This is a genomic window from Xanthomonas vasicola (assembly GCF_000772705.2).
GTDB lineage: Bacteria > Pseudomonadota > Gammaproteobacteria > Xanthomonadales > Xanthomonadaceae > Xanthomonas > Xanthomonas vasicola.
This window is the reverse complement of record NZ_JSBW02000052.1, coordinates 52,489-75,949: the sequence shown is the minus strand read 5'-3', so window position 1 is coordinate 75,949 and position 23,461 is coordinate 52,489. Positions and strand designations below refer to the sequence as shown.

Sequence of the window (23,461 nt, the reverse complement as noted above, 5' to 3'; positions counted from 1 at the left end):
TCACCGGCTTACCGCGCCACTCTGGCGACTGGGCAACTTAGGAAAACGACACCATGGTCAAGATTCGACTGACCCGCGGCGGCGCCAAGAAGCGTCCGTTCTACCACATCATCGTGACCGACGTGCGCAGCGCGCGCGACGGCCGCAACATCGAGCGTCTGGGCTACTACAACCCGGTTGCGCAGGGCGCAGAACCGCGCATTGTGCTCGATATCGCCCGTGTCGACCATTGGGTCGGCAACGGTGCGCAGCTGACCGATAAGGTGCGTAACCTGTATCGCGAAGCCAAGACCCAGGCCGTCGCGGCCTGATCTTAAGGGCCGGGTGTCACCACCTGGTCCAGAGTCGACACAGATGAAGCAGACCGAGCGCCGCATCCTGTTAGGCAGGGTTGTCGGCGCTTTTGGTGTAAAGGGCGAGCTGAAGCTCGAATCCTGGACCGAGCCACGTAACGCGATCTTCCGGTATCAGCCGTGGATCGTGCGCGCGCCATCGGGGCAGGAATCGGTCATCAGCGGCGTGCGTGGGCGCGATCAGGGCAAGAATCTGATTGCGGTGTTCCCGGACGTCACCGACCGCGACACCGTTGAAGCCATGCACGGTACTGAAATATACGTCGCGCGCAGTGCGCTGCCGCCACCCAAGCCCGATGAGTATTACTGGGTGGATCTGGAAGAGTTGCAGGTGGAAACCGTTGAGGGCGTCAAGCTCGGCACGGTGTCGCACTTGTTCTCCACCGGCTCCAACGACGTGGTGGTCGTGCGTGGCGATCGCGAGCGGATGATTCCGTTTGTGTTTCCGGATTTCGTCAAATCCGTGGACTTCGAGGCCAATCTGATCGTGGTCGACTGGGATCCGGATTTCTGATCAAAGCGGTGCCTCGGCTCTGCTCTTGCTCTACCCATTCCCCAATCCCGATTCCCGATTCTCCAGTGCGCATCGACGTCATCAGCTTGTTCCCCGAGTTCATCGCGCAATGCGCGGCGTTCGGCGTGGTCGGGCGGGCGCAGGAGCGCGGCTTGCTGGAATTGCAGGGCTGGAATCCGCGTGAGCATGCGCAGGGCAACTACCGCCGCGTGGACGACCGTCCCTTTGGTGGCGGGCCCGGCATGGTGATGCTGATCGAGCCATTGCGGGCCTGCCTGGATGCGGTGCAAGCCGCAGACGCGCGGCCGGCGCCGGTGATTTACCTCAGCCCGCAGGGGCGTCCGCTGACGCAGGCGTTCGCGCGCGAGCTGGCGCAGTTGCCGCGCATGGTGTTGTTGTGCGGCCGCTATGAAGGCGTGGACGAGCGCTTCCTGGCGCAGTCGGTGGATATGGAAATCTCCATCGGCGACTACGTGTTGTCCGGTGGCGAGTTGGGCGCAGCGGTTGTTGTGGATGTGGTGACGCGGTTGCAGGACGGCGTCTTGAACGACGCCGAATCGGCGGCCCAGGACAGTTTTGAAGGCCCGCAAGGCCTGCTCGACTGCCCGCATTACAGCCATCCGGCCACCCACGCATGGGGCGATGTGCCCGATGTGCTGCGCTCGGGCAACCATGCGGCAATTGCGCGCTGGCGCCGGCAGCAGTCGCTGGGCCGGACCTGGTTGCGTCGCCCGGACCTGCTCGACGAGGCGGGGCTGGACAAGAACGATCGCCGTCTGCTGGACGAGTTTCGCCGCAAACTCGCCCCGGGCGATGAGAAATAAGGGCTCCCCCCTAGCTCTTGCACGATTGATTGGGGTACAATATGCGGCTTGCTGGCCAGCCTTGCGTCTGGCCCTCCTACGAACCTCGAGCAATCGCCGTGCGGCGACTGCCGGTCCAATATCACCAGACACGCGGTGCCCATCATGAGCAAACTCAACAAGACCATCCTGGCTGACTTCGAAGCCGCCCAGATCCAGCGCAAGCTGCCGGAATTCAACCAGGGCGACACCGTTGTGGTGAACGTCAAGGTGAAGGAAGGCAGCCGCGAGCGCGTGCAGGCCTATGAGGGCGTCGTGATCGGTACCAAGAATGCCGGCCTGAACTCCGCATTCACCGTGCGCAAGATCTCGCACGGCTTCGGCGTCGAGCGCGTGTTCCAGACCCACAGCGCCATCATCGACTCGGTCGAAGTGAAGCGCCGCGGTAAGGTGCGCGCCGGTAAGCTGTACTACCTGCGTGGTCTGGAAGGCAAGGCTGCCCGCATCAAGGAAGATCTGGCCGCTGCTGCACAGGCCAAGGCTGCTCGCCAGGCTGCTGCCAAGGCTGAGTAAGTCACACTGGCGTGCTTGTCCCGCCACTGCCAAACAGCCGCCTTCGGGCGGCTGTTTGCTTTTGTGGGAATGCAATGTCAATGTCCCAGCGGTCTGAAGTGGCGTCGTGTGAGTAGCGACTGCCGCTTACGGAATCGGTGAAGCGACCGCACGTTCGCGAGCGACTGGTCGGTGTGGTGATCGGGGCGCTTGGTCCCATGACGATTTCAAGCAGCGCATGCGCGCCAAATCGACGTTCGCTTGCTATGTAGTTGTTGCTGGCCTGGTTGGATCAATGTCAGGCGGCAGATTGCAGCTGCATCCATCGCGTCGATGAATATGATCTCCTTGCATCTATCAAATCCGCACCGCACCCGAGCTTGGAAGGCCGTGCGTCTTAAGCTGCTGACGCTGGATGGCTAGTCACGCTTTAGCGTGGGAGCGCACTTCCCAGATAACTGCAGGTCCATCGGCCCCATTCGCACGCCGGCCACAACCGCCGACTATCGCTGCGGCGCTTGCGGTGATCGCTGCATGCCTTGTGCGGCGGTGAGCGGCGCGGGGTCGGCGACCGGTGATGCCGGATGCGCGGGGACTTCGGCTGCCGCTGCCAGTTCGGACGGATGCGTGGGCGTGGTCAACATGCGCGCCTTGCGCCAGCCGCCCCAGCGGTAATAGGCCAGCGACAGCAGCATCGAGCAGGTGGAGCTGATCGGAAAGCTCCACCACACCGCATCGGCTCCCAGATGCGGCAGCAGCACGTTGGCCAGCGGCACACGCACGCCCCACAGCGAAAACGCCAGGATCAACAATGGCGGAATCACCGCACCGGTGGCGCGCACCACACCCGAGAGCACGAAGCTGACACCGAACAGCAGGAAGGACCAGATTGCGATGTGGTTGAGGTGGCGCGCGACCTCCAGCGTGGCGCTGCCTTCAGGCAGAAACAGGGCCAGGGTCCAGCGATCGAACACGATCAGCAGCACGATCAGCAGGCCGGTCATCAAAAAGTTGGCGCCGATACCGGTGCGCGCGACGGCATCCACGCGCGGCCACAGACCGGCGCCGACGTTCTGGGCAGCCATGGTCGAGCAGGCGGCGCCCACTGCCATTGCCGGCATTTGCACGTAGTTCCACAGCTGCAGCCCGGCGCCGAACGCCGCAGCGGTTTCGGTGCCGAAGCTGTTGACCAGCGACAGCATGGCGATCATCGACAGCGAGATCACCACCATCTGCAAGCCCATCGGCACGCCTTTGACGATCAGCGCGCGCAAGATGGTGGTGTCGATGAGAAACAGGCGCAGGTCGCGCCGGCCCAACCACAAGACATGGCGTTTTTTGCGCAGATAAATGAGCAGCCCGGCGAGTGCGACGACCTGCGCGATCAGTGTGGCCCAGGCCGCACCGGCAATGCCCAATGCCGGAAACGGGCCGATGCCAAACAGCAGCAACGGGTTGAAGACGATATCCAGCAGCACCGACAGCAACAAGAAACGGAACGGTGTGCGTGCGTCGCCGGTGCCACGCAATGCAGCCGACAGGAAGGCGAAAAGATACAGCGTCGGCATCGCCAGGAAGATCACCCGCAGATAGTCTTCTGCCAGCGTTTGCGAGGCGGCTGGCGTACCCATCGCGCTAAGCAGGTGTGGCGCCAGATACCAACCGAGCACAGCGATCACGGCCGATAGCCCGCCGAAGAAGCTTGCGCTAGTGCCCATCACCTTGCGTGCCTGGGCGATATCACGTGCACCCATGGCTTGGCCGATCAGGATGGTCGAGGCCATGCCGATGCCGAACACCGAGCCGATCAGGAAGAACATGATGCTGTTGGCATTGGCCGCCGCGGTCATCGCTTCTTCGCCCAGATAGCGGCCGATCCAGATCGCGTTGACCGAGCCGTTGAGCGACTGGGCGATGTTGCCGGCCATGATCGGCAGGGCGAACAACAGCAGGTTCTTGCCGATCGGGCCTTCAGTCATGACAGCGGATTTGGGCATCGCAGTCGTATCGTCGCGCAGAAGCTGCGCACACTAGCATTGCGCGGGTGAGCTCGGATGTAAGCTGCATGCGGCTGCGATGCGACAGGGCCGGCGCGAGGATCGCTTGGTCTGGATGGTGTGGCTGGAGTGGGAATCGCAGTGTTGCTGCGCCTTCCCGGTGACGCTCCTGGTTCTGGCCGCTTGAGTTCTGCAGCGAGTGCCCAAATATCGGTTTTGGCAGAAATCATCGCTGCCGACCACGCCGGCAGTCACGCCGGCGTTCCGGAAGATCGCAGTGCTTGCGCGCATCCCACGATGTGCTGTGCAAGCCAGCCCACGACACGAGACCGCGAGACGCATGAATCTGGAACTGGAACAGGCGATAACGGTCAGGCTGGATGTCTGGCTGTGGGCGGCGCGTTTTTTCAAGACGCGCAGCCTGGCCAAGAACGCAGTGGAGACGGGCAAGGTGGATATGGCCGGTCAGCGCCCCAAGCCATCGCGCACGCTGCGCAGTGGTGAACAGTTGCGTATTGACCGCGGCGGCGAAATCTTCGAGATCACCGTTGCCGCGCTCAGCGATGTACGCGGCCCGGCACCCGCGGCACAGGCGCTGTACGTTGAAAGCGATGGCTCACGCGAGGCCCGCGCGCAATGGCGCCTGCAGCGCGCAGCCGAACGCACGGGCTATCGTGCGCCCGAGGGCAAACCGGACAAACGCGCGCGCCGGCTGATCACGGCACTGGGCGATATCGACGCGTTGTAGCGCGTAGCGCGGTTGGCAAACCTTGCAAACACAAACGCCTTGGTCACCCAGGGCGTTTGTGTTGTGGTGCTTACTCACACGCGTCGTGCAGATGCATGTGAGTGAAGATGCTTACGCCAGATCGAAACGGTCCAGCTGCATCACCTTTGTCCAGGCGGCGACGAAGTCGTGCACGAACTTCTCCTGTGCGTCAGCGCTGGCGTAAACCTCGGCCACCGCACGCAGGATGGAGTTGGAGCCGAACACCAGATCCACGCGCGTGCCGGTCCAGCGAAGTTCGCCGGTGCTGCGGTCGCGGCCTTCGTACTCGTCCTTCGCCTCCGAGGTGGCCTTCCACTCGGTGCGCATGTCGAGCAGGTTGGCGAAGAAGTCGTTGCTCAACACACCGGGACGGCTGGTGAACACACCATGCTTCGAGTCGCCGACATTGGCGCCCAGCACGCGCAGGCCGCCGACCAGCACGGTCAGCTCCGGCGCGGTGAGGGTGAGCAGCTGGGCCTTGTCGATCAGCAGCGCTTCGGCCGGCACTGCGTAGCGACGCTTGGCGAAGTTGCGGAAGCCATCGGCCACCGGTTCGAGCACGGCGAAGGATTCCACATCGGTCTGTTGCTGCGACGCATCGGTACGGCCGGGTGCGAACGGCACGGTGACCTGGTGGCCGGCGGCTTGCGCTGCATGTTCCACTGCGGCGTTACCGGCCAGCACGATCAGGTCGGCCAGCGAGATCTTCTTGCCACCCGATTGCGCAGCGTTGAAGTCGGCCTGGATGCGTTCCAGCGTTGCGAGCACCTTGGCCAGTTGCTCGGGCTGATTGGCCTGCCAATCCTTCTGCGGGGCCAGGCGGATGCGCGCACCGTTGGCGCCGCCACGCTTGTCCGAGCCGCGGAACGTGGAGGCCGACGCCCACGCAGTGGACACCAGGTGCGCCACGCTCAGGCCCGAGGCCAGAATGGCCTGCTTGAGCGCGGCGGCGTCCTGCGCATCGACCAGTGCGTGATCGACCGCCGGCACCGGGTCCTGCCACACCAACTCTTCAGCAGGCACGTCAGCGCCCAGGTAGCGCGAGCGCGGGCCCATGTCGCGGTGGGTGAGCTTGAACCAGGCGCGTGCGAAGGCATCGGCGAATTGTTCGGGATGCTGCTGGAAACGCCGCGAGATGGCTTCGTACGCCGGGTCGAAGCGCAGCGCCAGATCGGTGGTCAGCATCGTCGGGCGATGCTTCCTGGAGGCGTCGTGCGCATCGGGAATGATGGCGTCGGCGTTCTTGGCCACCCATTGGTCCGCGCCGGCCGGGCTCTTGCTCAGCTCCCACTCGAAACCGAACAGATGGTCGAAGTAATCGTTGCTCCACTGCGCCGGCGTGGTGGTCCAGGTGACTTCCAGGCCGCTGGTGATGGTGTCGGCGCCCTTGCCGCTTCCGTAGCGGTTATGCCAGCCCAAGCCCTGGCTTTCCAGCTCGCCGGCTTCGGGTTCGGCACCCACGTTGTCGGCCGGGCCGGCACCGTGGGTCTTGCCGAAGGTGTGGCCGCCGGCGATCAGCGCCACGGTCTCTTCATCGTTCATGGCCATGCGCGCGAAGGTGTCGCGGATGTCGCGCGCGGAGGCGATCGGGTCGGGGTTGCCGTCCGGGCCTTCCGGATTGACGTAGATCAGGCCCATCTGCACGGCGGCCAGCGGGTTTTCCAGGTCGCGGGTATGCGGCACCTAGCTGTCGTCGTCCTTCACCAGCACCCCATGCGCTTCGTCCACGCCCGGCGAACCGCGCGAGTAGCGGTCGTCGCCACCCAGCCACTTGGTTTCGCGACCCCAGTACAGGTCCTGATCCGGCTCCCAGGTGTCTTCGCGGCCACCGGCAAAACCGAAGGTCTTCAAGCCCATCGATTCCAGCGCGACGTTGCCGGTGAGAATCATCAGGTCGGCCCAGGAAATGGCCTGGCCGTACTTCTGCTTGATCGGCCACAGCAGGCGGCGCGCCTTGTCCAGGCTGACATTGTCCGGCCAGCTGTTGAGCGGCGCGAAGCGCTGCTGCCCACGTCCGCCGCCGCCACGTCCATCGCCGATGCGGTAGGTACCGGCGCTATGCCAGGCCATGCGCACGAACAACGGGCCGTAATGGCCAAAGTCGGCCGGCCACCAGTCTTGCGAGTCGGTCATCAACGCATGCAGATCCCGCTTGAGCGCCTGCAGATCGAGCCGCTTGAACGCTTCGGCATACTTGAACGACTGGTCCAGCGGATTGGACTTGCTCGAATGCTGGTTGAGCAGGTCCACGCGCAACTGCTTGGGCCACCAATCGCGATTGGTGGTTCCGGTACCGACGACGGCGTGGTTGAACGGGCACTTTGCTTCGGTGGTCATGGCGTTTACCTGTGTGCGTGAGCACTTGGGGAGCTGCGTGCTGAATGTTGCAGGCACGTGCTGGTGGAATCGAAGTGGCGAGCAGTGCTTAAAGCTGGGTCATCGGGAATGGGCAGGTGCGCGCGATGCCGATCTGACGTGGCTGCTGCGTTCGCCGATGCTAGCGCCTGGCTGGATGGCTCGGAATAGGGGACGGCGAGTTGGCAGGGATCGCAAACACACGCATCAGGCGGACTCATCACAGTGGCGTTGGCACACGATAAAGAGCATCGATCATTTGGTGAATTCGAATTATTCAACCATATAGATAGTGTGCCGCTATGGATAGCACGGCGGTGCCTGGCCTGACCAGCGTGCCGCGCGCTCGTTGTATCGGCGTTGCAGGCGGTCATTGGGCACCTGCAATGGAGGGCCGTGGATCAGGCCAACGACTCAGCGTTTGCCGAACAGGCTGCCGCCCAGCTTCATGACATCGCCTAGACCCAGTTGCCCGTCGCCGTCCTGGTCCAGCAGGCTGGTCAGCAGGCCGTCGGCACCGGGGTTGCTGCGCACCTGCTGATGTTCTTGCGCCAGCGCAGGGCCGAGTTGGCGACTGGCTGCGGCATCGCCGCCCAGAAAGCGCTTGGCCAGATACGCCATCACGATCGGAGCGAGTAGCTGCAACAACTGGCTGGCCTTGCTGGTTTCCAGCCCGGTGGCCTGGCCCAGACCTGCAGCGGCCTGCGGCGCCTTGTCGCCGAACAGATGGCCGACGATGCCGGCACCGTTGCCCTGTGCACCACTGGCCGAGCCACCGAGCAGCGAACCAAGCAGGCTGCCGATGTCCGGGCTGGCGGCATGGTCGCGTTGCAGCGCGCCGAGCAACGCATCGGTGCCGCCGGCCTGCTGGCTATTGCGGCCCAGCGCGCCCATCAGCAGCGGCAGCGCGGTCTGCACCGCCGACTGCGCCTGCTCTGGCGCAATGCCCAAGCGGCCGGCGAGTTGCTGCAGCTGCGGACCCTGCAGTTGCGCGGCAAGTTGATCGGTCAACGAAGCGGATGTGGTCATCGTGGGTTTTCCTGTTGGACGAACGTTGCGGCAGGGTGCACCCCAGGCGCCGACAGAGCAATCCACGCGGCCTTGCGGCGCGTCAGTCGGTGCGCACCGTACTCCGGGCGACCACCAGTTCCTGTAGCGCACTGCGTCCGCAAGCGCTGCAAGCCTCAGTCATGCAGCTACTCTCTTACGATTCCCGATTCCCGATTCCCGATTCCCGATTCCCGATTCCCGATTCCCAGCCCTCACAGCAACGCCTTCAACCGATACAGCGCCTCCAACGCCTGCTTCGGTGTGAGCTCATCCGGGTCCAACGCCTGCAACGCCTCCTGCGCAGCGGAGGAGGGCGCGGTGAATAGCCCGAACTGTTGCGGCGCATCCAGCGCGGTGGGCGCCATCTGCGCGCTGTGGCTTTCGCCGCCACGTTGTTCCAGCTCCACCAGCCGCCGGCGCGCCTGCGTCACTGCGGCCTTGGGCAGGCCAGCCAGCGCGGCCACTTGTAGACCGAAACTGCGATTGGCCGGGCCATCTTTCACTGCGTGCATGAAGACCAGGCGCTCGCCGTGTTCGACCGCATCCAGATGCACGTTGGCGATACCGCTGGCGCCACCGGCATGCGATTCGTCCGCCAGTGCGGTGAGCTCGAAATAATGCGTGGCAAACAGGGTGTAGCAGCGATTGGTATGCGCCAGATGACGCGCGACGGCATCGGCCAGTGCCAGGCCATCATAAGTAGATGTGCCGCGGCCGATCTCGTCCATCAGCACCAGCGATTGCGGCGTGGCGTGATGCAGGATGTAGCTGGTTTCGGCCATTTCCACCATGAAGGTGGATTGCCCGCGCGCCAGGTCGTCGCCGGCGCCGATGCGGGTGAGGATGCGGTCGATCGGCCCGATTACTGCACGGCTGGCAGGCACGTAACTGCCGATATGCGCCAGCAACACGATCAACGCGTTCTGGCGCATGTAGGTCGATTTACCGCCCATGTTCGGGCCGGTGATCACCAGCATGCGGCGGTCGCTGTGCAGGTCCAGATCGTTGGGCTCGAACGGTTGGTCGCGCACTGCTTCCACCACCGGGTGACGGCCGCGTTCGATGCGCAGGCAGGGCGCGCTATCCAGCTCTGGCTGCGACCAGTCCAGCGCCTGCGCGCGCTCGGCAAAGCCGGCCAATACATCCAGTTCGCTGAGTGCACCCGCGCAGCGCTTGAGGCCTTCCAGTTCGGTGCCGAGCGCGTCGAGCAGACCTTCGTACAGCAGTTTTTCGCGAGATAGCGAACGTTCGCGTGCGGACAGCACCTTGTCTTCAAAGCTCTTGAGTTCTTCGGTGATGTAGCGCTCGGCATTGGTCAACGTCTGCCGGCGGCTGTAGTGCAACGGGGCTTTTTCGGCTTGGCCCTTGCTGATCTCGATGTAGTAGCCGTGCACGCGGTTGTAGCCAACCTTGAGCGTGGCAATGCCGCTGCTGGCGCGCTCGCGTTGTTCCAGGTCGATCAGGAATTGATCGGCATTGGTGGACAGGCGGCGCAGCTCATCCAGATCGGCGTCATAACCGGTGGCGATGACGCCGCCGTCGCTGAGCTTGAGCGGCGGCATCTCGGCCACCGCGCTGATCAACAAATGTGCGGTGGCATCGTGCTCGCCGAGTTCGGCATGCAGTTTCTGCAGGCGCGGCGAATCCAACGGTGCAAGGATCGTGCGGACCTTCGGCAACAGCGCCAGGCCATCGCGCAAGGTGGAAAAATCGCGCGGTCGCGCCGAACGCAACGCCACGCGGGTGAGGATGCGTTCCAGATCGCCGAGCGCACGGAAGGCCTCGCGTAGGTCTGCATCGGCACCGGCATCGATCAAGGTGCCGACCGCATGATGACGCTGCACCAGCACATCGCGCAGGCGCAATGGACGGTGCAGCCAACGGCGCAGCAAACGCCCGCCCATCGGCGTGACCGTGCTGTCCAGCACACCGAGCAAGGTGTTGCGGGTGTCGCCATCCACGCGCGTGTCCAGCTCCAGATGCCGGCGCGTGGCCGCGTTCATCGAGATCGCCTCGCTCGCCACTTCCATCGCGATCGAGGTCAGATGCGGCAAGCGCTGTTTCTGGGTTTCTTCGACATACCCGAGCAATGCGCCGGCGGCGGCCGTGGCGCAGGGTTTGTCGTCGATGCCGAAGCCGGACAGATCGTGCAGTTTGAAGAACGCCAACAGCTGACGTCGGCCGCTGTCGGCATCGAACAACCACGGCGGCCGACGCCGCACGCCAATGCGCCCACGCAGGAATTCCGGCCAGTTGTCTTCGTCGGGCACCAGCAGCTCGGCCGGTTCCAGACGCGCGATTTCTGCTTCCAGCGCATCCACGCTGTCCACTTCGTTGACCAAGAAGCGCCCGCCGGCCAGATCGGCCCAGGCCAGGCCGTAACCTTGTTTGCTGCGCGAAATCGCCATCAATAACGTGTCGCGGCGCTCGTCCAGTAGCGCCTCGTCGGTGACCGTGCCCGGCGTGACGATGCGTACCACCTTGCGCTCGACCAGGCCCTTGGCCAGCGCCGGGTCGCCGATCTGTTCGCAGATCGCCACCGATTCGCCCAATGCGACTAAGCGCGCCAGATAGCCTTCATACGCATGCACCGGCACCCCGGCCATTGGAATCGGCGCACCGCCGGAGCTGCCGCGCTGGGTCAGGGTGATGTCGAGCAGCCGCGCCGCCTTGCGCGCATCGTCGTAGAACAACTCATAGAAATCGCCCATGCGAAAGAACAGCAGCAGATCGGGGTAATCCGACTTGGCTGCGAAGAATTGCTTCATCAACGGGGTGTGTTCGGGGACTTTCTCGGAGGTCATGGCGCCTTCGTGCGGACGTGCGGGGCGGCGGGCGCATGGGGCGCGCCGCCGCTGCGACAGGGGCATGGGGCGGCGGGGCCGCCCGTGGGGGAGGCAAGTTTAGTGGATCGAGGAGGTGGCCGGTCGGTCGCCAGCGCCGGCGGCATGCTCGGCGTCGGCGGGGGTGGCGCATCGGGCACGGAGCTTGGCATGGCGCGCTCCTTGCCGCTGCACTTGGCCTCCTACGGCAGCGCATCGGCAACGGAGAAGGCCCTTCCGAAGGCGTGGCGCTCGAAGCGTTCGATGTGAATCCCGCCAAAGCTGACGGTGAGACGCAAGGCGCTGTTGGCCAGGTCGCCCGGGTGTGCGCGGATCTGCTGGACCAGTCCGTTGCAGGTGGCCAGAAACGCCTGGGCGAAGATCCCGGGAAACGCGACCAGGAGTTCCTCGCCGCCCCGGCGCGCGGCAATGTCCGCGGCGTGGGCATTGCGCTTCAGGACCGCCGAGACGATCGGCAGAGCGCGGTTGCCGACACGATGGCCATGGGCGTCATTGAGGCGCTTGAAGTCGAAATCGAGCACCACCAGGCCCAGCCTGCCGCCGGTCGGCAGGCGCTCGATGGCATCGGCCAGGAAACCGCGGTTGTACTGCCGGTCGGTCCGTTCGTAGATTGTCGGTGCCTTGCGCCTGTTCCTGATGGCGGCGGCCAGGTGTCGGTGGCCGTATCACCGCGGGCCATGGGTGTCGCGCGCTGCATGCGCCAGTCGCAGGCTCGTCTTCACGCGGGTGCGGCGTTATAGATGTTGCGCCTTTAGCTGCAAATGCCATCTCGCCAAGCAAGGTGATATCGCCCTACAAGCGCCCTCCCGCCGGAGATCGGCGCGGTCCGGTTCGCCTCACGGCGCGTCGCCCAGCATGTACAGCGGCGGGTTTTCGGCGCCATCGACGGGAAGCAGGACTCCGGAAAGGAAGGCCGCCGCATCGCTGGCGAAGAAGGTCGCGACATTCGCGACGTCGGAAACTTCGGCAAAACGGCCGAGGGCAATGGTGCCGACAATGTAATTCATCAGCGGCGCGTTATCGGTGAGCTCGCGCGTGAGCGAGGTCTTCACCATTGTCGGGCATATGCCGTTCACCCGAATGTTGTATCTGCCGTACTCGAGCGCAGCGGACCGGGTCATCTGCGCGGCGGCAGCCTTCGACATGTTGTAAATTGCTTGCATGGGAGGCTGCCTGATCGCAGCGGTCGAAAGCATGTTGATGATCGATCCTCCGCCCGCGGAGATGAAATGCTTGGCCGCCTCCTGCATGCCGAACCACATGCCCTTGATATTGACGTCGATGGTCCTATCGAAATCGGCGTCGGAGAATTCGTGGAAGCGCTTGCCTACAATGCCGATCCCGGCGTTGTTGACCATGATGTCCAGGCGACCGAAAGACGCCAAGGCGGCTTCAATGGCGGCTTGTGCTGCTTCGCGCCTTGTCACATCGTAGTCGACGAAAATCGCATTGCCGCCGATCTCCGCGATCAGGTCGGCGGTCGACAGGTCGGGGCGTTCGTCGAAGCTCCCTGGCCTAGGCATTCTGATGATGTCGCCGACGACAACCTGGGCGCCGGCGCGCGCGAAGGCCACCGCGATGCCACGGCCGATTCCCGTCGTGGCTCCAGTTACGATCGCCACCTTCCCATCCAGCGAACCGCTCATTGTTCTTTCCTTCGTTTTGCGAATTTGGTTTTCAGCGAGGCACGCAGCGGCGCCTTGCCCTCCTCAACGCGCGGTCGCGCCCCCGTCGATCGCGATGGCGGCGCCATTGATGAACTCCGCCTCGTCCCCTGCCAGGAACGCCGCTGCCGCAGCGATGTCGCCGGCCGTGCCCAGACGCGAGAACGGCGTCGCCTGGCGGAACCGCGCGGCGGTCTCCGGATCCTCCAGCGCGGAGCGGGTCATTACGGTTTTAATGGGGCCGGGCATGATCGCGTTCACCCCGATCCCGTGCGGTCCGAAGTCGACGGCCAGTTGACGCGTTAGCGCAAGCACGGCGCCCTTGGATGCACAGTAGGCTGGCTCCAGCGGCAGGCCGGAAACGCCAGCCGCCGAAGCGATGTTGATCACGCGCCCGCGGGAACGGCCGGGCAGCGGCTCCTGCCGCATCATCTGACGCAAGGCGAATTTACAGCCCAACCAGACACTCTTGGCGTTGACCGCCATGGTCAGTTCATAGTCCTCTTCGGACTGTTCGATGATGGTCTCCAGTCGGGTAAAGATGCCAGCGTTGTTGACCATGATGTCGAGGCGGCCAAATAAAGACACCGCGGCATCCACAGCGCCCGATACCGCCGTAGACTGGGTGACATCGCATTGCGCGAAGGTCGCGCTTCCGCCGATTTCGGCGATGAGCTCTGCTGTCGTCAGGTCCGGTCGCTCGTCATAGCTTCCTTCCCTGGGCAGCCGAATGATGTCGCCGACAACAATCTTGGCGCCGGCCCGCGCAAGCGCAACCGCGATGCCGCGCCCAATCCCGGTAGTCGCTCCGGTGACGATCGCAACTTTTCCGTCCAATGCGCGCATCGCTTGGTTCCTCGACCGTACGGTTCAAGTGTTAGAAACAAAGGGGCGCACCCGCTTCGTCCTTCAGACTGCGGGACGGAGATGCCTGTCGAACCAGCCCAGTGAAGCCTTCGCGGTTTGGAAGAAGTAATCGTCGTAGCACGAGTAATGACCGCAAGGAAAAACGATGAGTTCCTTGACCGGGCAGCGCGCGCGTTCGAAGGCTTCCCGCGTCAGGGCGACGGGGATCAGGTCATCGTTCTCGGCGCCGATCAGAAGGAACGACCTAGGCGTGATCCTGCTGATATATGCCATCGGCTCGAAGCAGAACTGGGATTCCAGGCTGCGAACAGTGACTTCATTCCTCCAGTTCGGTGCGGCTGCCGCAACGCGCATGCACCATTCCCAGGAGTTCTTCGTGGGAAGAATGCATGGGGTACTGGCAGGATCTTCGGCCACAATGGCGACCGTTTGCGGCGCTTGGCCGGCGGCCCGCTGCCTGCGGTCGGTTTCGAACATTCGCAACATGTTCTGGCGTACTTCGGCGGGCAGCGTGTTCCAGATGGCGCCTCCGCTGAGGAACGGTACGGTGCTGACCAGGCAATGCACTCGATGGTCCATCGCCAGCGCTTGTACGGCAGTTCCGCCGCCATAGCTGGCGCTCCATACACCGACGCATTCAGGGTCGACGCCCGGCAGCGTCAGCGCAAAGGAAATGGCGTCCCTGAAATCGGCGATTTGCAGGAAGGGATCGATTTCCTGCCGAATACGTCCGCCGCTCTCTCCCAGGCTCCGCGGGTCGTAGGTCAACACGCCGAAGCCGGCCGCGGCAAAGTACTCTTCGAAGAAGTGCTCCGGATAGCCTTCCTTCACCGCACTGAAGCCATGGTGCATGATGATCAGCGGCTGCGGCCCCTTTTTCACCGATGCGGGAAGAAAGTGCCAGCCGCGCAGCGTGATGCCGTCGTCTGTCCTGAAGGCAATATCAATCCGCTCGTAAGTCCCCGTTGCATATGCCGATGACATAATCAGTTTCCTCATGAAGCTGGCGGTGCAGCGCTAAGGCTGCGGTTATACGTCTGTGCGCCTGTGTGGCCTGCCGACCGATCAAAAGGCTATCTGGCCCGTTCGCCCGAGTACGCGGCGAACGTCGAGTTGCGAGTCCGTGGTCCTTTTTTTCATTCTCTGTTCCTCTCCCTAAACGCTCCTGGCGACAGGTGCCCCAGGAAGAGACGGCTTCCTCTATCTGACCCGGCCGCGCGGCGGTTTGTTTCGATACCGGCAAGCATGTCTGCTTGCCGACGTCATGTCTTTGCACTGAAGGCCACTTGTATTTGCAATTTAGGAACTGGCAGCCGCAAACAAATTGACTGGAAGCTTCGAACCCTTCACGATCCCGGCGAGTTCAGCTGGGAGCTTCTAGTGAGGTCGCGCGCACCGAGGCGTTCGGACGAAATGATCCCGGTGAGCGGCGACTCTGCCGCTTGGGCGGCATCGCTTGGCCCCATCTTCGTCGAGCTCGAAGTGGAGCAGCTCGAGGCAGATCCGCCGATCGGGCGCATGTATCGCTACCCCTTCGGGGAGATGACGTTCATCCGCGCCATCACGCGCGGGGGTGCTCACCGCGCCGTGCGTTCCCAGCGATTGATTCAAGCATCGACAAAGAACGACTTCGCCATTGCGTTGCTGATCAGCGGCAGTGTGACCCTAAATCAAGGCTCTCGCCAGGCGTTTTTGAGGCCCGGAGATATGGCCATCTTCGATAGCAGTCGCGAGTACGCCATTGAGGTGTCGCGGGGATTCGACGCTCTGTGGATGGGCGTCCCCAGGCATCGCCTCGAAGGCAGGCTGGCTGTGGCCACCGAGGTTCTCGCCCAGCGCATCGACGGTGGCTGCGGCGTTGGCCATGTCGCAAGCAGCATGCTGCGCGCGGCGCTGGACGAGGCGCACCAGCTCCGCCCGGCCGAGGCAAACCGCATGGCCAATCACCTGCTGGATCTCCTTGGCTTGGCCCTTGCCTCGCCCCATCCAGATGCGCCTCAAGCGAGCCAGAGTCGCTACGCTTCTTCCACTCTCCGACGGGTACAGGGCTTCATCGAAAATCACCTCGACGATGAAATGTTAACGCCAGAGGTCATCGCGCAGGCGCATTACGTGAGTGTCCGTTATCTCAACAAGTTGTTCGAGCGCGAAGGAACGTCTGTAGCGCGCTGGATGCGCTTGCGCAGGCTCGAGCGCTGTCGGTCGGACATAGAGAGCGGGTCTCAAGTTCGGCAGAAAATCAGCGATATCGCTTACAGCCACGGCTTCAAGAATGTCAGTAGCTTCAATCGCATTTTTAAAAGCCACTTTGGTTGCTCGCCACGGGCTTTGCGTGACACCCCGTGAGTCGATAAATGGGGCCACGACGGACTAGCCGTAGTTGAACGCAGTGTTTGGCGTTCCGGAATACAAGTGGCGTTATCGCCTTGCCGCCGCGACCACGGCGACGTCTGCAGCGCCGCTTCCGCTTCCGGCGCGTCCTCGTTGTCCACTTCGTTGACCAGAAAGCGCCCGCCGGCCAAATCGGCCCAGGCCAGGCCGTAACCTTGTTTGCTGCGCGAAATCGTCATCAATAACGTGTCGCGGCGCTCGTCCAGTAGCGCCTCGTCGGTGACCGTGCCCGGCGTGACGATGTGCACCACCTTGCGCTTGATCAAGCCCTTGGCCAGTGCCGGGTCGCCGATCTGCTCGCAGATCGCCACCGATTCGCCCAATGCGACTAACCGCGCCAGATAGCCTTCATACGCATGCACCGGCACCCCGGCCATCGGAATCGGCGCACCGCCGGAGCTGCCGCGCTGGGTCAGGGCGATGTCCAGCAGCCAAGCGGCCTTGCGCGCACGTTCCGCGACATTGCGGGACGGTCAATCGGAGAGACAAGGGATGTCCGATCTGTGGACGGAACGTGTAATGCCACGTCCGCGTCACGTGCGATCGGGCCGTCCGGCGTCGACTGCAAGTGTCCATGGAAGCGGGAATCGGCGACAGCGCGCAGTGCGCTTCCAAGGCATGCGGCCAAGGATCGCCACATGTTCGACATTCTGCCCTTGAACGACCGTCCATCGCTTCGACGTAGGGCCGTTCTGCCGTTGGAAAAGCTAAGATCGAAGCTTGTGAAAAGTCGGAAGGCGCTAATGATCGATCGTCGTACCTTTCTTGCCACGGGTGTGGCGGCGGCCGCTGCTGCCAGCTTCAGTGCATCGGCGTCTCGCATCGCGCAGACGCCGCGCGCCAACGGGCCGGCACCGTGGGGGGCAGTGCCCAGCGCGCGCCAGCTGCGCTGGCATCGCTGGGAGCAATACGCCTTCGTGCATTTTGCGATGAACACCTTCACCGACAAGGAATGGGGCTACGGCGACGAGGATCCGCGCAAATTCGATCCCAGCGATTTTTCAGCCGATCAGATCGTGTCTGCTGCAAAGGCCGGCAATCTGAAAGGGCTTATTTTCACGGCCAAGCACCATGATGGGTTCTGTCTGTGGCCGACGCGCTTGACCGAGCATTGCATTCGCAATTCGCCCTACAAGAACGGCAAGGGCGACATCGTCGGCGAAATGGCAGCGGCGTGTCGCCGCGCTGGCCTGGCGTTCGGCCTTTACCTCTCGCCCTGGGATCGCAACCATGCCGAGTATGGTCGCCCTGGGTATATCGACTATTTCCGCAAGCAGATCGTCGAATTGTGCACAGGCTACGGCGATCTGTTCGAGTTCTGGTTCGACGGCGCCAATGGCGGCGACGGCTACTACGGTGGCGCGCGCGAGTCGCGCAAGATCGATGCGCCCGCGTACTACAACTGGCCGCGGATGATCGAGCTGGTGCACCAGCATCAGCCGATGGCCTGCACGTTCGATCCGCTCGGCGCCGATATTCGCTGGGGCGGCAATGAAGATGGAATCGCCGGCGATCCGTCCTGGCCGACCATGCCCAATGCCCCGTACACCCAGGAAAATGGTAATTCCGGCGTGCGCGGCGGGGCGCTGTGGTGGCCGGCCGAAACCAATACGTCGATCCGCCCGGGCTGGTTCTATCACGCCGATGAAGACGGCAAGGTGCGTAGCCCGGAGAATCTGGTGCGCTATTTCGACACCTCTGTCGCGCGCGGCACCAATATGAATCTCAATCTTCCGCCGGACCGACGCGGCCGCATTCCCGACCACGATGTGGCGGTGTTGCAGAGTTTCGGCGACGCGATCCGCGCCAGCTTCGCCATCGATCTGGCCAAGGGCGCCAAGGCCACTGCCAGCGCATCGCGCGGTGCTGGCTTCGAGCCGGCGCGCGTGCTCGACCGTCAGCCGGACACTTACTGGGCCACGCCGGACGATGTCACCACACCAACGCTGACGCTGGAGCTGTCGGCGGCGCACAGCTTCGACCTGATTCGGTTGCGCGAATATCTGCCGCTGGGCGTGCGCGTCACCCGCTTCGCGGTCGAAGCCGAGGTTGACGGTCAATGGCGGCGGTTGGCCGAAGCGCAGTGCATCGGCGCACAGCGCATCGTGCGGTTGGATCGGCCGATCACTGCACGCCGGGTGCGCCTGGTGGTGCTGGAGGCGCCGGCCTGCCCGGCGATCAGCGAGTTCGCGCTGTTCCGCGCGGTTGCAGCGGTGCCGGTCGCGCGGCCCACGGCGAATGCGCCGGACGTGCTGTCCGCGGCCGGCTGGCGCATCGTCGGGGCGAGCGCGCCAGGGGCAGAAAAGTTGCTTGACGACGATGCCAGCACCATCTGGGTCACGCCTGCGCCGACGCCGGGCCATCCCGTGCAAGCCACCATCGACCTCGGTGCGCTGCGCCAGGTCGCCGGTTTCAGCCTGACGCCTTCGCGCGCAGTGATGACCGGTGCGGCGCCGCCGAAGGGCTATCGCGCCGAAACCAGCGCAGATGGCCAGCACTGGCAGCCGGCCGGTGCCGGCGAGCTGTCCAACATCGCCTATGCGCTCTCGACCCAGCGCGTGAATTTCCATGACGTCCGCCAGATCCGCTATCTGCGGCTGTCGTTTGCTGAAACAGCGGTGCCCGCCGAGCGGCTGGCAATCGCCGGTATCGGTGCGTTCTCGCGCTTGCGATGAGAGCTTGCCCTCCCGCGCGGCCATGCGCCGCGTGGGAGGGGATCGCTGGGTGGATGTAGTTGCGCGCGCTGAGGTGCGCCTAGCGAGGCGATGAGAGGGAGGTCGCCACGCTCGCATCAGGTGGTGAATCCGAATCTTCAACTCCCTTGCACGCCGCCGTTCCAGATGAGGCGTTATGGTGCGCGGCGCATTACGCAGGCGACTTGGTTCGATATGGAACAGAAACAACACGAGTGGATGCAGGCCGTGACCGAGGCGCTCAGCGATCTGCTGGCCGCGCGCGTGGCACAGGCCACGCTGCTGGAGGCGATGATGGTTTCGCATCCGGATCCGGTGATGCTCAGAAAGGCGTGGGATGAACTGTCATCCCAGCGCATCGCCTATGTGGCGCAGAAGAAGGCGTTGGCCGACGACCCGCGCCCGATGGATGCCCATACGTTGGAGCAATTCCGTGCATGGGAAGAAAAGCTCAACCGCTATTTTCCGCGTGATCCCGCTGCGGGAAATAACCAGACGTAAGGCTGCCCATCACGCCAGCGGCGGGAGTTGTTGGTCTGCATGAAGATATGTAGACCATGTCCTAGCTGCAGCTGAAGCGCTGCCGGCGATCGTCCAGTGGGAATGACCTGCTGGGCGATACGGGTTTTGCCAAACATGCCGACGGATGGCCTTCGACTGACGTTTGCCATCTCTGCGCTACCACGGCCAATAACGGCCCCGGCAGTGTCGTCGTGCATATCGCATCGCGCAGCGACCATTGCTTATCAAACCACCGCCGCACGCAATTTCGTGGCGCCTGCGTGCAAGCGCAGCGTGGCCGAGGTCAGTCCGGGCGCGGTCGCCTGCATCACGATATCGCCGCTGTTGCGCGTGGTCTGCAATAGCGCCGCACACAGGCCGTTGAATGCCTTGCGCTGCGGTGCCTTGTCATCTTCGTGGCTGCTGGGGTCGCCATTGCCGACGCCAATCAGCCGGGCAGGGCCGCGCAGCGCGAACTGCACATGATTGTCTGCGGTTGGCACCAGACGGCCTTGTGCGTCGACGATTTCCACCTTCACCACGGCCACATCTTCGGCGTCCGCGTGCAGATTGCTGCGATCGCAGTTCAGGCGGATCGCCGCTGGCTTGCCGACGGTTTCGCGGCGTTCGGTGAGCACCATCTTGCCGCCCCGATAGCCGCGCGCTTCGATCACGCCGGGCGCATAGACCACGCGCCATTCGACATGCCCGTAGGCCGGTACCTGCTGCAGGCCCTGGCTGACGCCGTTGACCAGCAGCTCCACCGCTTCGAGATTGCTGTGGCACCAGACTTCGATCCGGCCATGGTCGTCGGGCTGCAGCAGGCCGTCCCAGTTCCAGTGCGGAAACAGATGCAGCACCGGTTCGCTGGTCCATTGCGCGCGGTAGTACCAGTAGTTGTCCTTCGGGAAGCCGCAGCTATCGAGCACGCCGAATTGCGAGGCCACATTCGGCCAGCGGTTGTAGGGCGTGGGTTCGCCGCGGTAGTCGAAGCCGGTCCAGATGAAGCCGCCGGCGATATACGGGCGCTGCGCGACATAGCTCCACCAGGCTTCGGCGGTGCTGGCCCACCAGGGGTGGTCCAGATCATAGGCGCGGGTATAGCCGCGTTTGTCATCGCGTTGATAGTTGCCGCGCACCGACACGGTGCTGCCGGTTTCGCTGCCGTAGATCGGGATGTTGGGGTACTGCGCGTGGAAGCCGTCCATCTGGCTGGTGCGGTAGTTGAAGCCGACCACATCCACCACTTGGCCCACGCCCTCGCCGAAGCCCTTGTCCATCGCGAAGGTGGTGGGGCGGGTGGGGTCGAGTTGGCGCACGCGTTGCTGCATGCGGGCAACGATGCGCGCGCCGCGTTCGGTGACCTGCTGCGGCTCTTCGTTGCCGAGCGACCACAGGATGACGCTGGGATGATTGCGGCCGCGCCGCACCATGGTTTCCAGTTCGCCCATCGCTTCTGGGTCGGTGGACATGCGGCGGGTTTCTTCGATCACGAACATGCCGAGGCGGTCGCACAGCGCAAGCAATTCCGGCGTGGCCGGGTTGTGCGAGCTGCGGTAGGCGTTGCAGCTCATCGACTTGAGCTGGCGTAGTCGCCATTCGTGCAATGCATCTGGAATGGCGGTGCCGACCCCTGCATGATCCTGGTGATTGTTGGTCCCGTGTAGCTTGAGCGGTGTGCCATTCAACAAGAAACCGCGTTGCGCATCGAAGGCGATGCTGCGCACGCCGAACGGCGTGACCAGCGCATCGACCGCCGCGCCGTCGCTGTGCACGCTGGTGGTCAGGCTGTAGAGCTGCGGGGTGTCGATCGACCACAGCGCGGCCTGCCCGAGCGGCAGGGCCTGTTCGACTATCTGCACCTGGCCAGGCGCGACTGTGACGGCTGCGCTGGCCGCCTGCGCCACGGTGCGTCCATCCGGTGCGGTGATGCGCGCCTGCACCATGCACTGGCGTGGCGCGGTGCCGTCGTTGCGCACTTCGGTGGAAAGCTGTGCAGTGGCATTGCCATCCTGCACGCTGCTGCGCACGAATACGCCATCTTGCGGGAGATGCAGCGGGTTGGTCTTCTGCAGCCACAGATGCCGATAGATGCCGGCGCCTTCATAAAACCAGCCTTCGCCCAGCGTGGCATCCACGCGGATGGCGATGATGTTGGGCTTGCCGTAGTCGAGCACTTCGCTGAGGTCGACTTCGAAGCCGCAATAGCCGCTCGCGTTACGGCCGACGATGTGGCCGTTGCAGAACACAATGCACTCGCGGAACACGCCATCGAACACCAGGCTGATGCGCTTGCCCAGATCGCTTGCCGGAATCTGCAAGGTGCGCCGATACCAGCCCACGCTGTTCTCCGGGAAACTTGTGCCCAACGGCTTGTAACCGTGTGCAGCGGCCGGGTCTTCCTCGGCCATGGAGGCCGAGATTGGCTCCTGCCGAAACGGCAGGCTGACAGCCCAGTCGTGCGGCAAGTCCACCTGCTGCCAGGCACTGTCGTCGAACCCCGGTTGCGCGGCGGTTGCGGTGTCCTTGCCTGCCTTGGCGAAGGTACGCTGGAAGGTGCCGAATTCGAAATCGCGCGCTGCATCGCTGGCATGGCCCAGGTAGAAGCGCCACCCGAAATCGAACAGCAGTCGCTCACGCGGTGCCAGCGCTGCATCGCCTAATGCTGTGGTCGTTGCGCTGTTTTTCGCCGCAGAAGGTGCGGCAGCTGCGCCCGCCGAGACCAATGCGCCGGCTGCGCCCGCCGGTAATGCGGCGCTCACCCCACTGGCCAGCATGCCGCGCAGCAATTCGCGCCGATTGATGCCGCTCATGGCTGCGTCCTTTTGCCGGTCTCTGCCGAACTGTCTGGTGTGCTCGTGCCGCGCTTGCTTGCGTCAGGTTTGCTCGCAGGCACACCGGTATACGGGTGGCGCATGAAGTCGATTGCCGGCAACACCTCGTTGCCGTGCTTGAAGTCGAAGAAGCTGGCGTTTTCCCACGACGAGCCGGTGCCCCAGCGCGTCTTGCAACTGCTGCTGGTCCATGCCGGCTCCCAATACACCACCCCGGCACCGCCTGTATCGATCACCAGTTGAGTAAGGTCCACCATGTAGCGCGCCTGGCCTTGCGGCGTGGCCGGGTAGCCGGGAATCAGCGAGTCTTCGCCGAGCAGATTGTGCGAGGTATCGCCGGAGTCCAGCGTCCACGGATACGCGGTTTCCACCACCACCACATCGGCAGCGTAGCGGGCGCGCAGGCGTTTGATGGTCTTGCCCAGCTCGGCCATCGATTGCGTGGACCACTTGCGGTAGTAGCTGATGCCGATCAGATCGAAATCGGTGACGCCGGCCTTGGTGGCATCAGCAAACCACGGCTCCACATTTTCCGGCTGGGCGATATGCAACATCACCCGCGGCTTGATCGCCGAACGTGCGCTGATATCGCGCACCGCCTTGATGCCGGCGTTGAATAGCTTGGCGTTGCGCTGCCAGTTGATGGGGCGCTTTTTGTCCCAGGGCGTGCTGTCCATCAGGTCGGAATTACTTTCGTTCCCAACTTGCACCAGCTCGGGCATCAAGCCGGCGCGGTCGAGTGCGCTCAGCGTGTCGTACGTGAAGCCATACAGCGTGCGTGCCAACTCGTCGGTGTCGGTGATGCTGGCCCAGGTCTTGGGAATCAGTTGTTTTTCGCCATCGGCCCAATCGTCGGAGTAGTGCAGATCCAGCAGCACCTGCATGCCGTGCGCGCGTGCACGTGCAATGGTTTTTTTGACATCGGACAGGTCGCTGTACTTGGTCCAGCGCGCATCGTTCCACAAGCGCACGCGTACCAGATTGGCGCCGTGTGCGTGGAAGAGTTCGAACGGATCGGTGACCACTCCGTTCTCGCGGTATTGCACGCCGCATTCCTCCATCTCGTTGACGTAGGACAGGTCCGCGCCGAGATACAACGTAGCGGGGGCCGGGGCGGCGTGTGCGCAGGTGGAAATGGCCAACGCCAGTAGCGCGGGCGTCCAGAGACGGCGTGGTGAGCGCATGCAATTCCTCGACAGAGACTAACGTGGAGCGGGTGACAGCATGCCGCAGGCGGCCGTGCTGCTGCGCGGCCGCTGCGCAAAATCCAATCGT

The 23,461-nt window shown here is 63.7% G+C and carries 17 protein-coding genes and 2 pseudogenes; 8 read left to right on the top strand and 11 right to left on the bottom strand.

Features of this window, described 5'->3' with window-relative positions; genetic code table 11:
* Positions 1-53 precede the first annotated feature (53 nt).
* The 4 genes from rpsP (at position 54) to rplS (ending at position 2,243) form a co-directional block, all read left to right on the top strand.
* Positions 54-311, top strand: coding sequence for a 30S ribosomal protein S16 (rpsP, locus tag NX05_RS15115; RefSeq protein ID WP_010365906.1), 258 nt, complete (start codon positions 54-56; stop codon positions 309-311).
* A gap of 43 nt (positions 312-354) precedes the next feature.
* A complete protein-coding gene (gene rimM / locus NX05_RS15110) occupies positions 355-867 on the top strand; it encodes a ribosome maturation factor RimM (RefSeq protein WP_010365908.1) in 513 nt (170 codons plus the stop codon).
* A 65-nt stretch (positions 868-932) separates the two neighbouring features.
* The gene (trmD, locus tag NX05_RS15105; protein ID WP_039435653.1) at positions 933-1,691 is read left to right on the top strand and encodes a tRNA (guanosine(37)-N1)-methyltransferase TrmD; all 759 of its coding nucleotides are present in this window, start codon (positions 933-935) and stop codon (positions 1,689-1,691) included.
* A gap of 144 nt (positions 1,692-1,835) precedes the next feature.
* Positions 1,836-2,243, top strand: coding sequence for a 50S ribosomal protein L19 (gene rplS / locus NX05_RS15100; RefSeq protein WP_039435651.1), 408 nt, complete (start codon positions 1,836-1,838; stop codon positions 2,241-2,243).
* Positions 2,244-2,725: 482 nt separating this feature from the next.
* Here the strand turns inward: rplS and NX05_RS15095 are convergent, their stop codons facing one another.
* The gene (locus NX05_RS15095) at positions 2,726-4,219 is read right to left on the bottom strand and encodes an MATE family efflux transporter (RefSeq protein WP_039435649.1); all 1,494 of its coding nucleotides are present in this window, start codon (positions 4,217-4,219) and stop codon (positions 2,726-2,728) included.
* Positions 4,220-4,559: 340 nt separating this feature from the next.
* On the opposite strand from NX05_RS15095, the gene NX05_RS15090 reads away from it, so the two are divergent.
* Positions 4,560-4,967 (top strand): RNA-binding S4 domain-containing protein, encoded by a 408-nt coding sequence (locus NX05_RS15090; RefSeq protein ID WP_039435647.1) that lies wholly within the window; start codon positions 4,560-4,562, stop codon positions 4,965-4,967.
* A gap of 111 nt (positions 4,968-5,078) precedes the next feature.
* Here the strand turns inward: NX05_RS15090 and katG are convergent.
* The 7 genes and pseudogenes from katG to NX05_RS15055 all read right to left on the bottom strand — a co-directional run bounded on the left by katG (position 5,079) and on the right by NX05_RS15055 (position 14,751).
* A pseudogene (gene katG / locus NX05_RS15085) lies at positions 5,079-7,325 on the bottom strand (catalase/peroxidase HPI).
* A gap of 432 nt (positions 7,326-7,757) precedes the next feature.
* A complete protein-coding gene (locus NX05_RS15080; RefSeq protein ID WP_039435645.1) occupies positions 7,758-8,372 on the bottom strand; it encodes a DUF937 domain-containing protein in 615 nt (204 codons plus the stop codon).
* A 233-nt stretch (positions 8,373-8,605) separates the two neighbouring features.
* On the bottom strand, positions 8,606-11,197 hold the full coding sequence (gene mutS, locus NX05_RS15075) for a DNA mismatch repair protein MutS (protein WP_017113032.1): 2,592 nt from the start codon (positions 11,195-11,197) through the stop codon (positions 8,606-8,608).
* A 221-nt stretch (positions 11,198-11,418) separates the two neighbouring features.
* A complete protein-coding gene (locus tag NX05_RS15070) occupies positions 11,419-11,769 on the bottom strand; it encodes a diguanylate cyclase (RefSeq protein ID WP_230597733.1) in 351 nt (116 codons plus the stop codon).
* Between the two features lie 303 nt (positions 11,770-12,072).
* Complete coding sequence (locus NX05_RS15065; protein ID WP_039435643.1) at positions 12,073-12,882, bottom strand: SDR family NAD(P)-dependent oxidoreductase; 810 nt, start codon at positions 12,880-12,882, stop codon at positions 12,073-12,075.
* 63 nt (positions 12,883-12,945) lie between these two features.
* Positions 12,946-13,746: an SDR family NAD(P)-dependent oxidoreductase gene (locus NX05_RS15060; protein WP_039435633.1), complete on the bottom strand. Its 801-nt coding sequence runs from the start codon at positions 13,744-13,746 to the stop codon at positions 12,946-12,948.
* A 63-nt stretch (positions 13,747-13,809) separates the two neighbouring features.
* Positions 13,810-14,751, bottom strand: a complete 942-nt coding sequence (locus NX05_RS15055; RefSeq protein WP_080764587.1) for an alpha/beta hydrolase — start codon at positions 14,749-14,751, stop codon at positions 13,810-13,812.
* Between the two features lie 429 nt (positions 14,752-15,180).
* Between NX05_RS15055 and NX05_RS22805 the strand changes: the two genes are divergently transcribed.
* Positions 15,181-16,113 (top strand): AraC-like ligand-binding domain-containing protein, encoded by a 933-nt coding sequence (locus tag NX05_RS22805; protein ID WP_039445830.1) that lies wholly within the window; start codon positions 15,181-15,183, stop codon positions 16,111-16,113.
* A 110-nt stretch (positions 16,114-16,223) separates the two neighbouring features.
* Here NX05_RS22805 and NX05_RS22800 read toward each other — a convergent pair.
* Positions 16,224-16,607: pseudogene (locus NX05_RS22800) on the bottom strand (MutS N-terminal domain-containing protein); the annotation flags it as partial.
* 294 nt (positions 16,608-16,901) lie between these two features.
* Between NX05_RS22800 and NX05_RS15040 the strand changes: the two are divergent.
* On the top strand, positions 16,902-18,833 hold the full coding sequence (locus NX05_RS15040; protein WP_039435628.1) for an alpha-L-fucosidase: 1,932 nt from the start codon (positions 16,902-16,904) through the stop codon (positions 18,831-18,833).
* Positions 18,834-18,998: 165 nt separating this feature from the next.
* Complete coding sequence (locus tag NX05_RS15035) at positions 18,999-19,352, top strand: hypothetical protein (protein WP_017113029.1); 354 nt, start codon at positions 18,999-19,001, stop codon at positions 19,350-19,352.
* A gap of 245 nt (positions 19,353-19,597) precedes the next feature.
* Here the strand turns inward: NX05_RS15035 and galA are convergent, their stop codons facing one another.
* Complete coding sequence (gene galA, locus NX05_RS15030; RefSeq protein WP_039435626.1) at positions 19,598-22,165, bottom strand: beta-galactosidase GalA; 2,568 nt, start codon at positions 22,163-22,165, stop codon at positions 19,598-19,600.
* On the bottom strand, positions 22,162-23,370 hold the full coding sequence (locus NX05_RS15025) for a glycoside hydrolase family 53 protein (RefSeq protein WP_039435624.1): 1,209 nt from the start codon (positions 23,368-23,370) through the stop codon (positions 22,162-22,164). The genes galA and NX05_RS15025 overlap by 4 nt, the downstream gene beginning before the upstream one ends.
* Positions 23,371-23,461: the final 91 nt, after the last annotated feature.

Bases quoted from the DNA above. Each gene is read 5' to 3' on its own strand.
- rpsP (WP_010365906.1), top strand. From the start codon at position 54: ATGGTCAAGATTCGACTGACCCGCGGCGGCGCCAAGAAGCGTCCGTTC.
- rimM (WP_010365908.1), top strand. From the start codon at position 355: ATGAAGCAGACCGAGCGCCGCATCCTGTTAGGCAGGGTTGTCGGCGCT.
- rplS (WP_039435651.1), top strand. From the start codon at position 1,836: ATGAGCAAACTCAACAAGACCATCCTGGCTGACTTCGAAGCCGCCCAG.
- NX05_RS15095 (WP_039435649.1), bottom strand. From the start codon at position 4,219: ATGCCCAAATCCGCTGTCATGACTGAAGGCCCGATCGGCAAGAACCTG.
- NX05_RS15090 (WP_039435647.1), top strand. From the start codon at position 4,560: ATGAATCTGGAACTGGAACAGGCGATAACGGTCAGGCTGGATGTCTGG.
- NX05_RS15080 (WP_039435645.1), bottom strand. From the start codon at position 8,372: ATGACCACATCCGCTTCGTTGACCGATCAACTTGCCGCGCAACTGCAG.
- mutS (WP_017113032.1), bottom strand. From the start codon at position 11,197: ATGACCTCCGAGAAAGTCCCCGAACACACCCCGTTGATGAAGCAATTC.
- NX05_RS15065 (WP_039435643.1), bottom strand. From the start codon at position 12,882: ATGAGCGGTTCGCTGGATGGGAAGGTGGCGATCGTAACTGGAGCCACG.
- NX05_RS15060 (WP_039435633.1), bottom strand. From the start codon at position 13,746: ATGCGCGCATTGGACGGAAAAGTTGCGATCGTCACCGGAGCGACTACC.
- NX05_RS15055 (WP_080764587.1), bottom strand. From the start codon at position 14,751: ATGTCATCGGCATATGCAACGGGGACTTACGAGCGGATTGATATTGCC.
- NX05_RS22805 (WP_039445830.1), top strand. From the start codon at position 15,181: ATGATCCCGGTGAGCGGCGACTCTGCCGCTTGGGCGGCATCGCTTGGC.
- NX05_RS15040 (WP_039435628.1), top strand. From the start codon at position 16,902: ATGATCGATCGTCGTACCTTTCTTGCCACGGGTGTGGCGGCGGCCGCT.
- NX05_RS15035 (WP_017113029.1), top strand. From the start codon at position 18,999: ATGAGGCGTTATGGTGCGCGGCGCATTACGCAGGCGACTTGGTTCGAT.
- galA (WP_039435626.1), bottom strand. From the start codon at position 22,165: ATGAGCGGCATCAATCGGCGCGAATTGCTGCGCGGCATGCTGGCCAGT.
- NX05_RS15025 (WP_039435624.1), bottom strand. From the start codon at position 23,370: ATGCGCTCACCACGCCGTCTCTGGACGCCCGCGCTACTGGCGTTGGCC.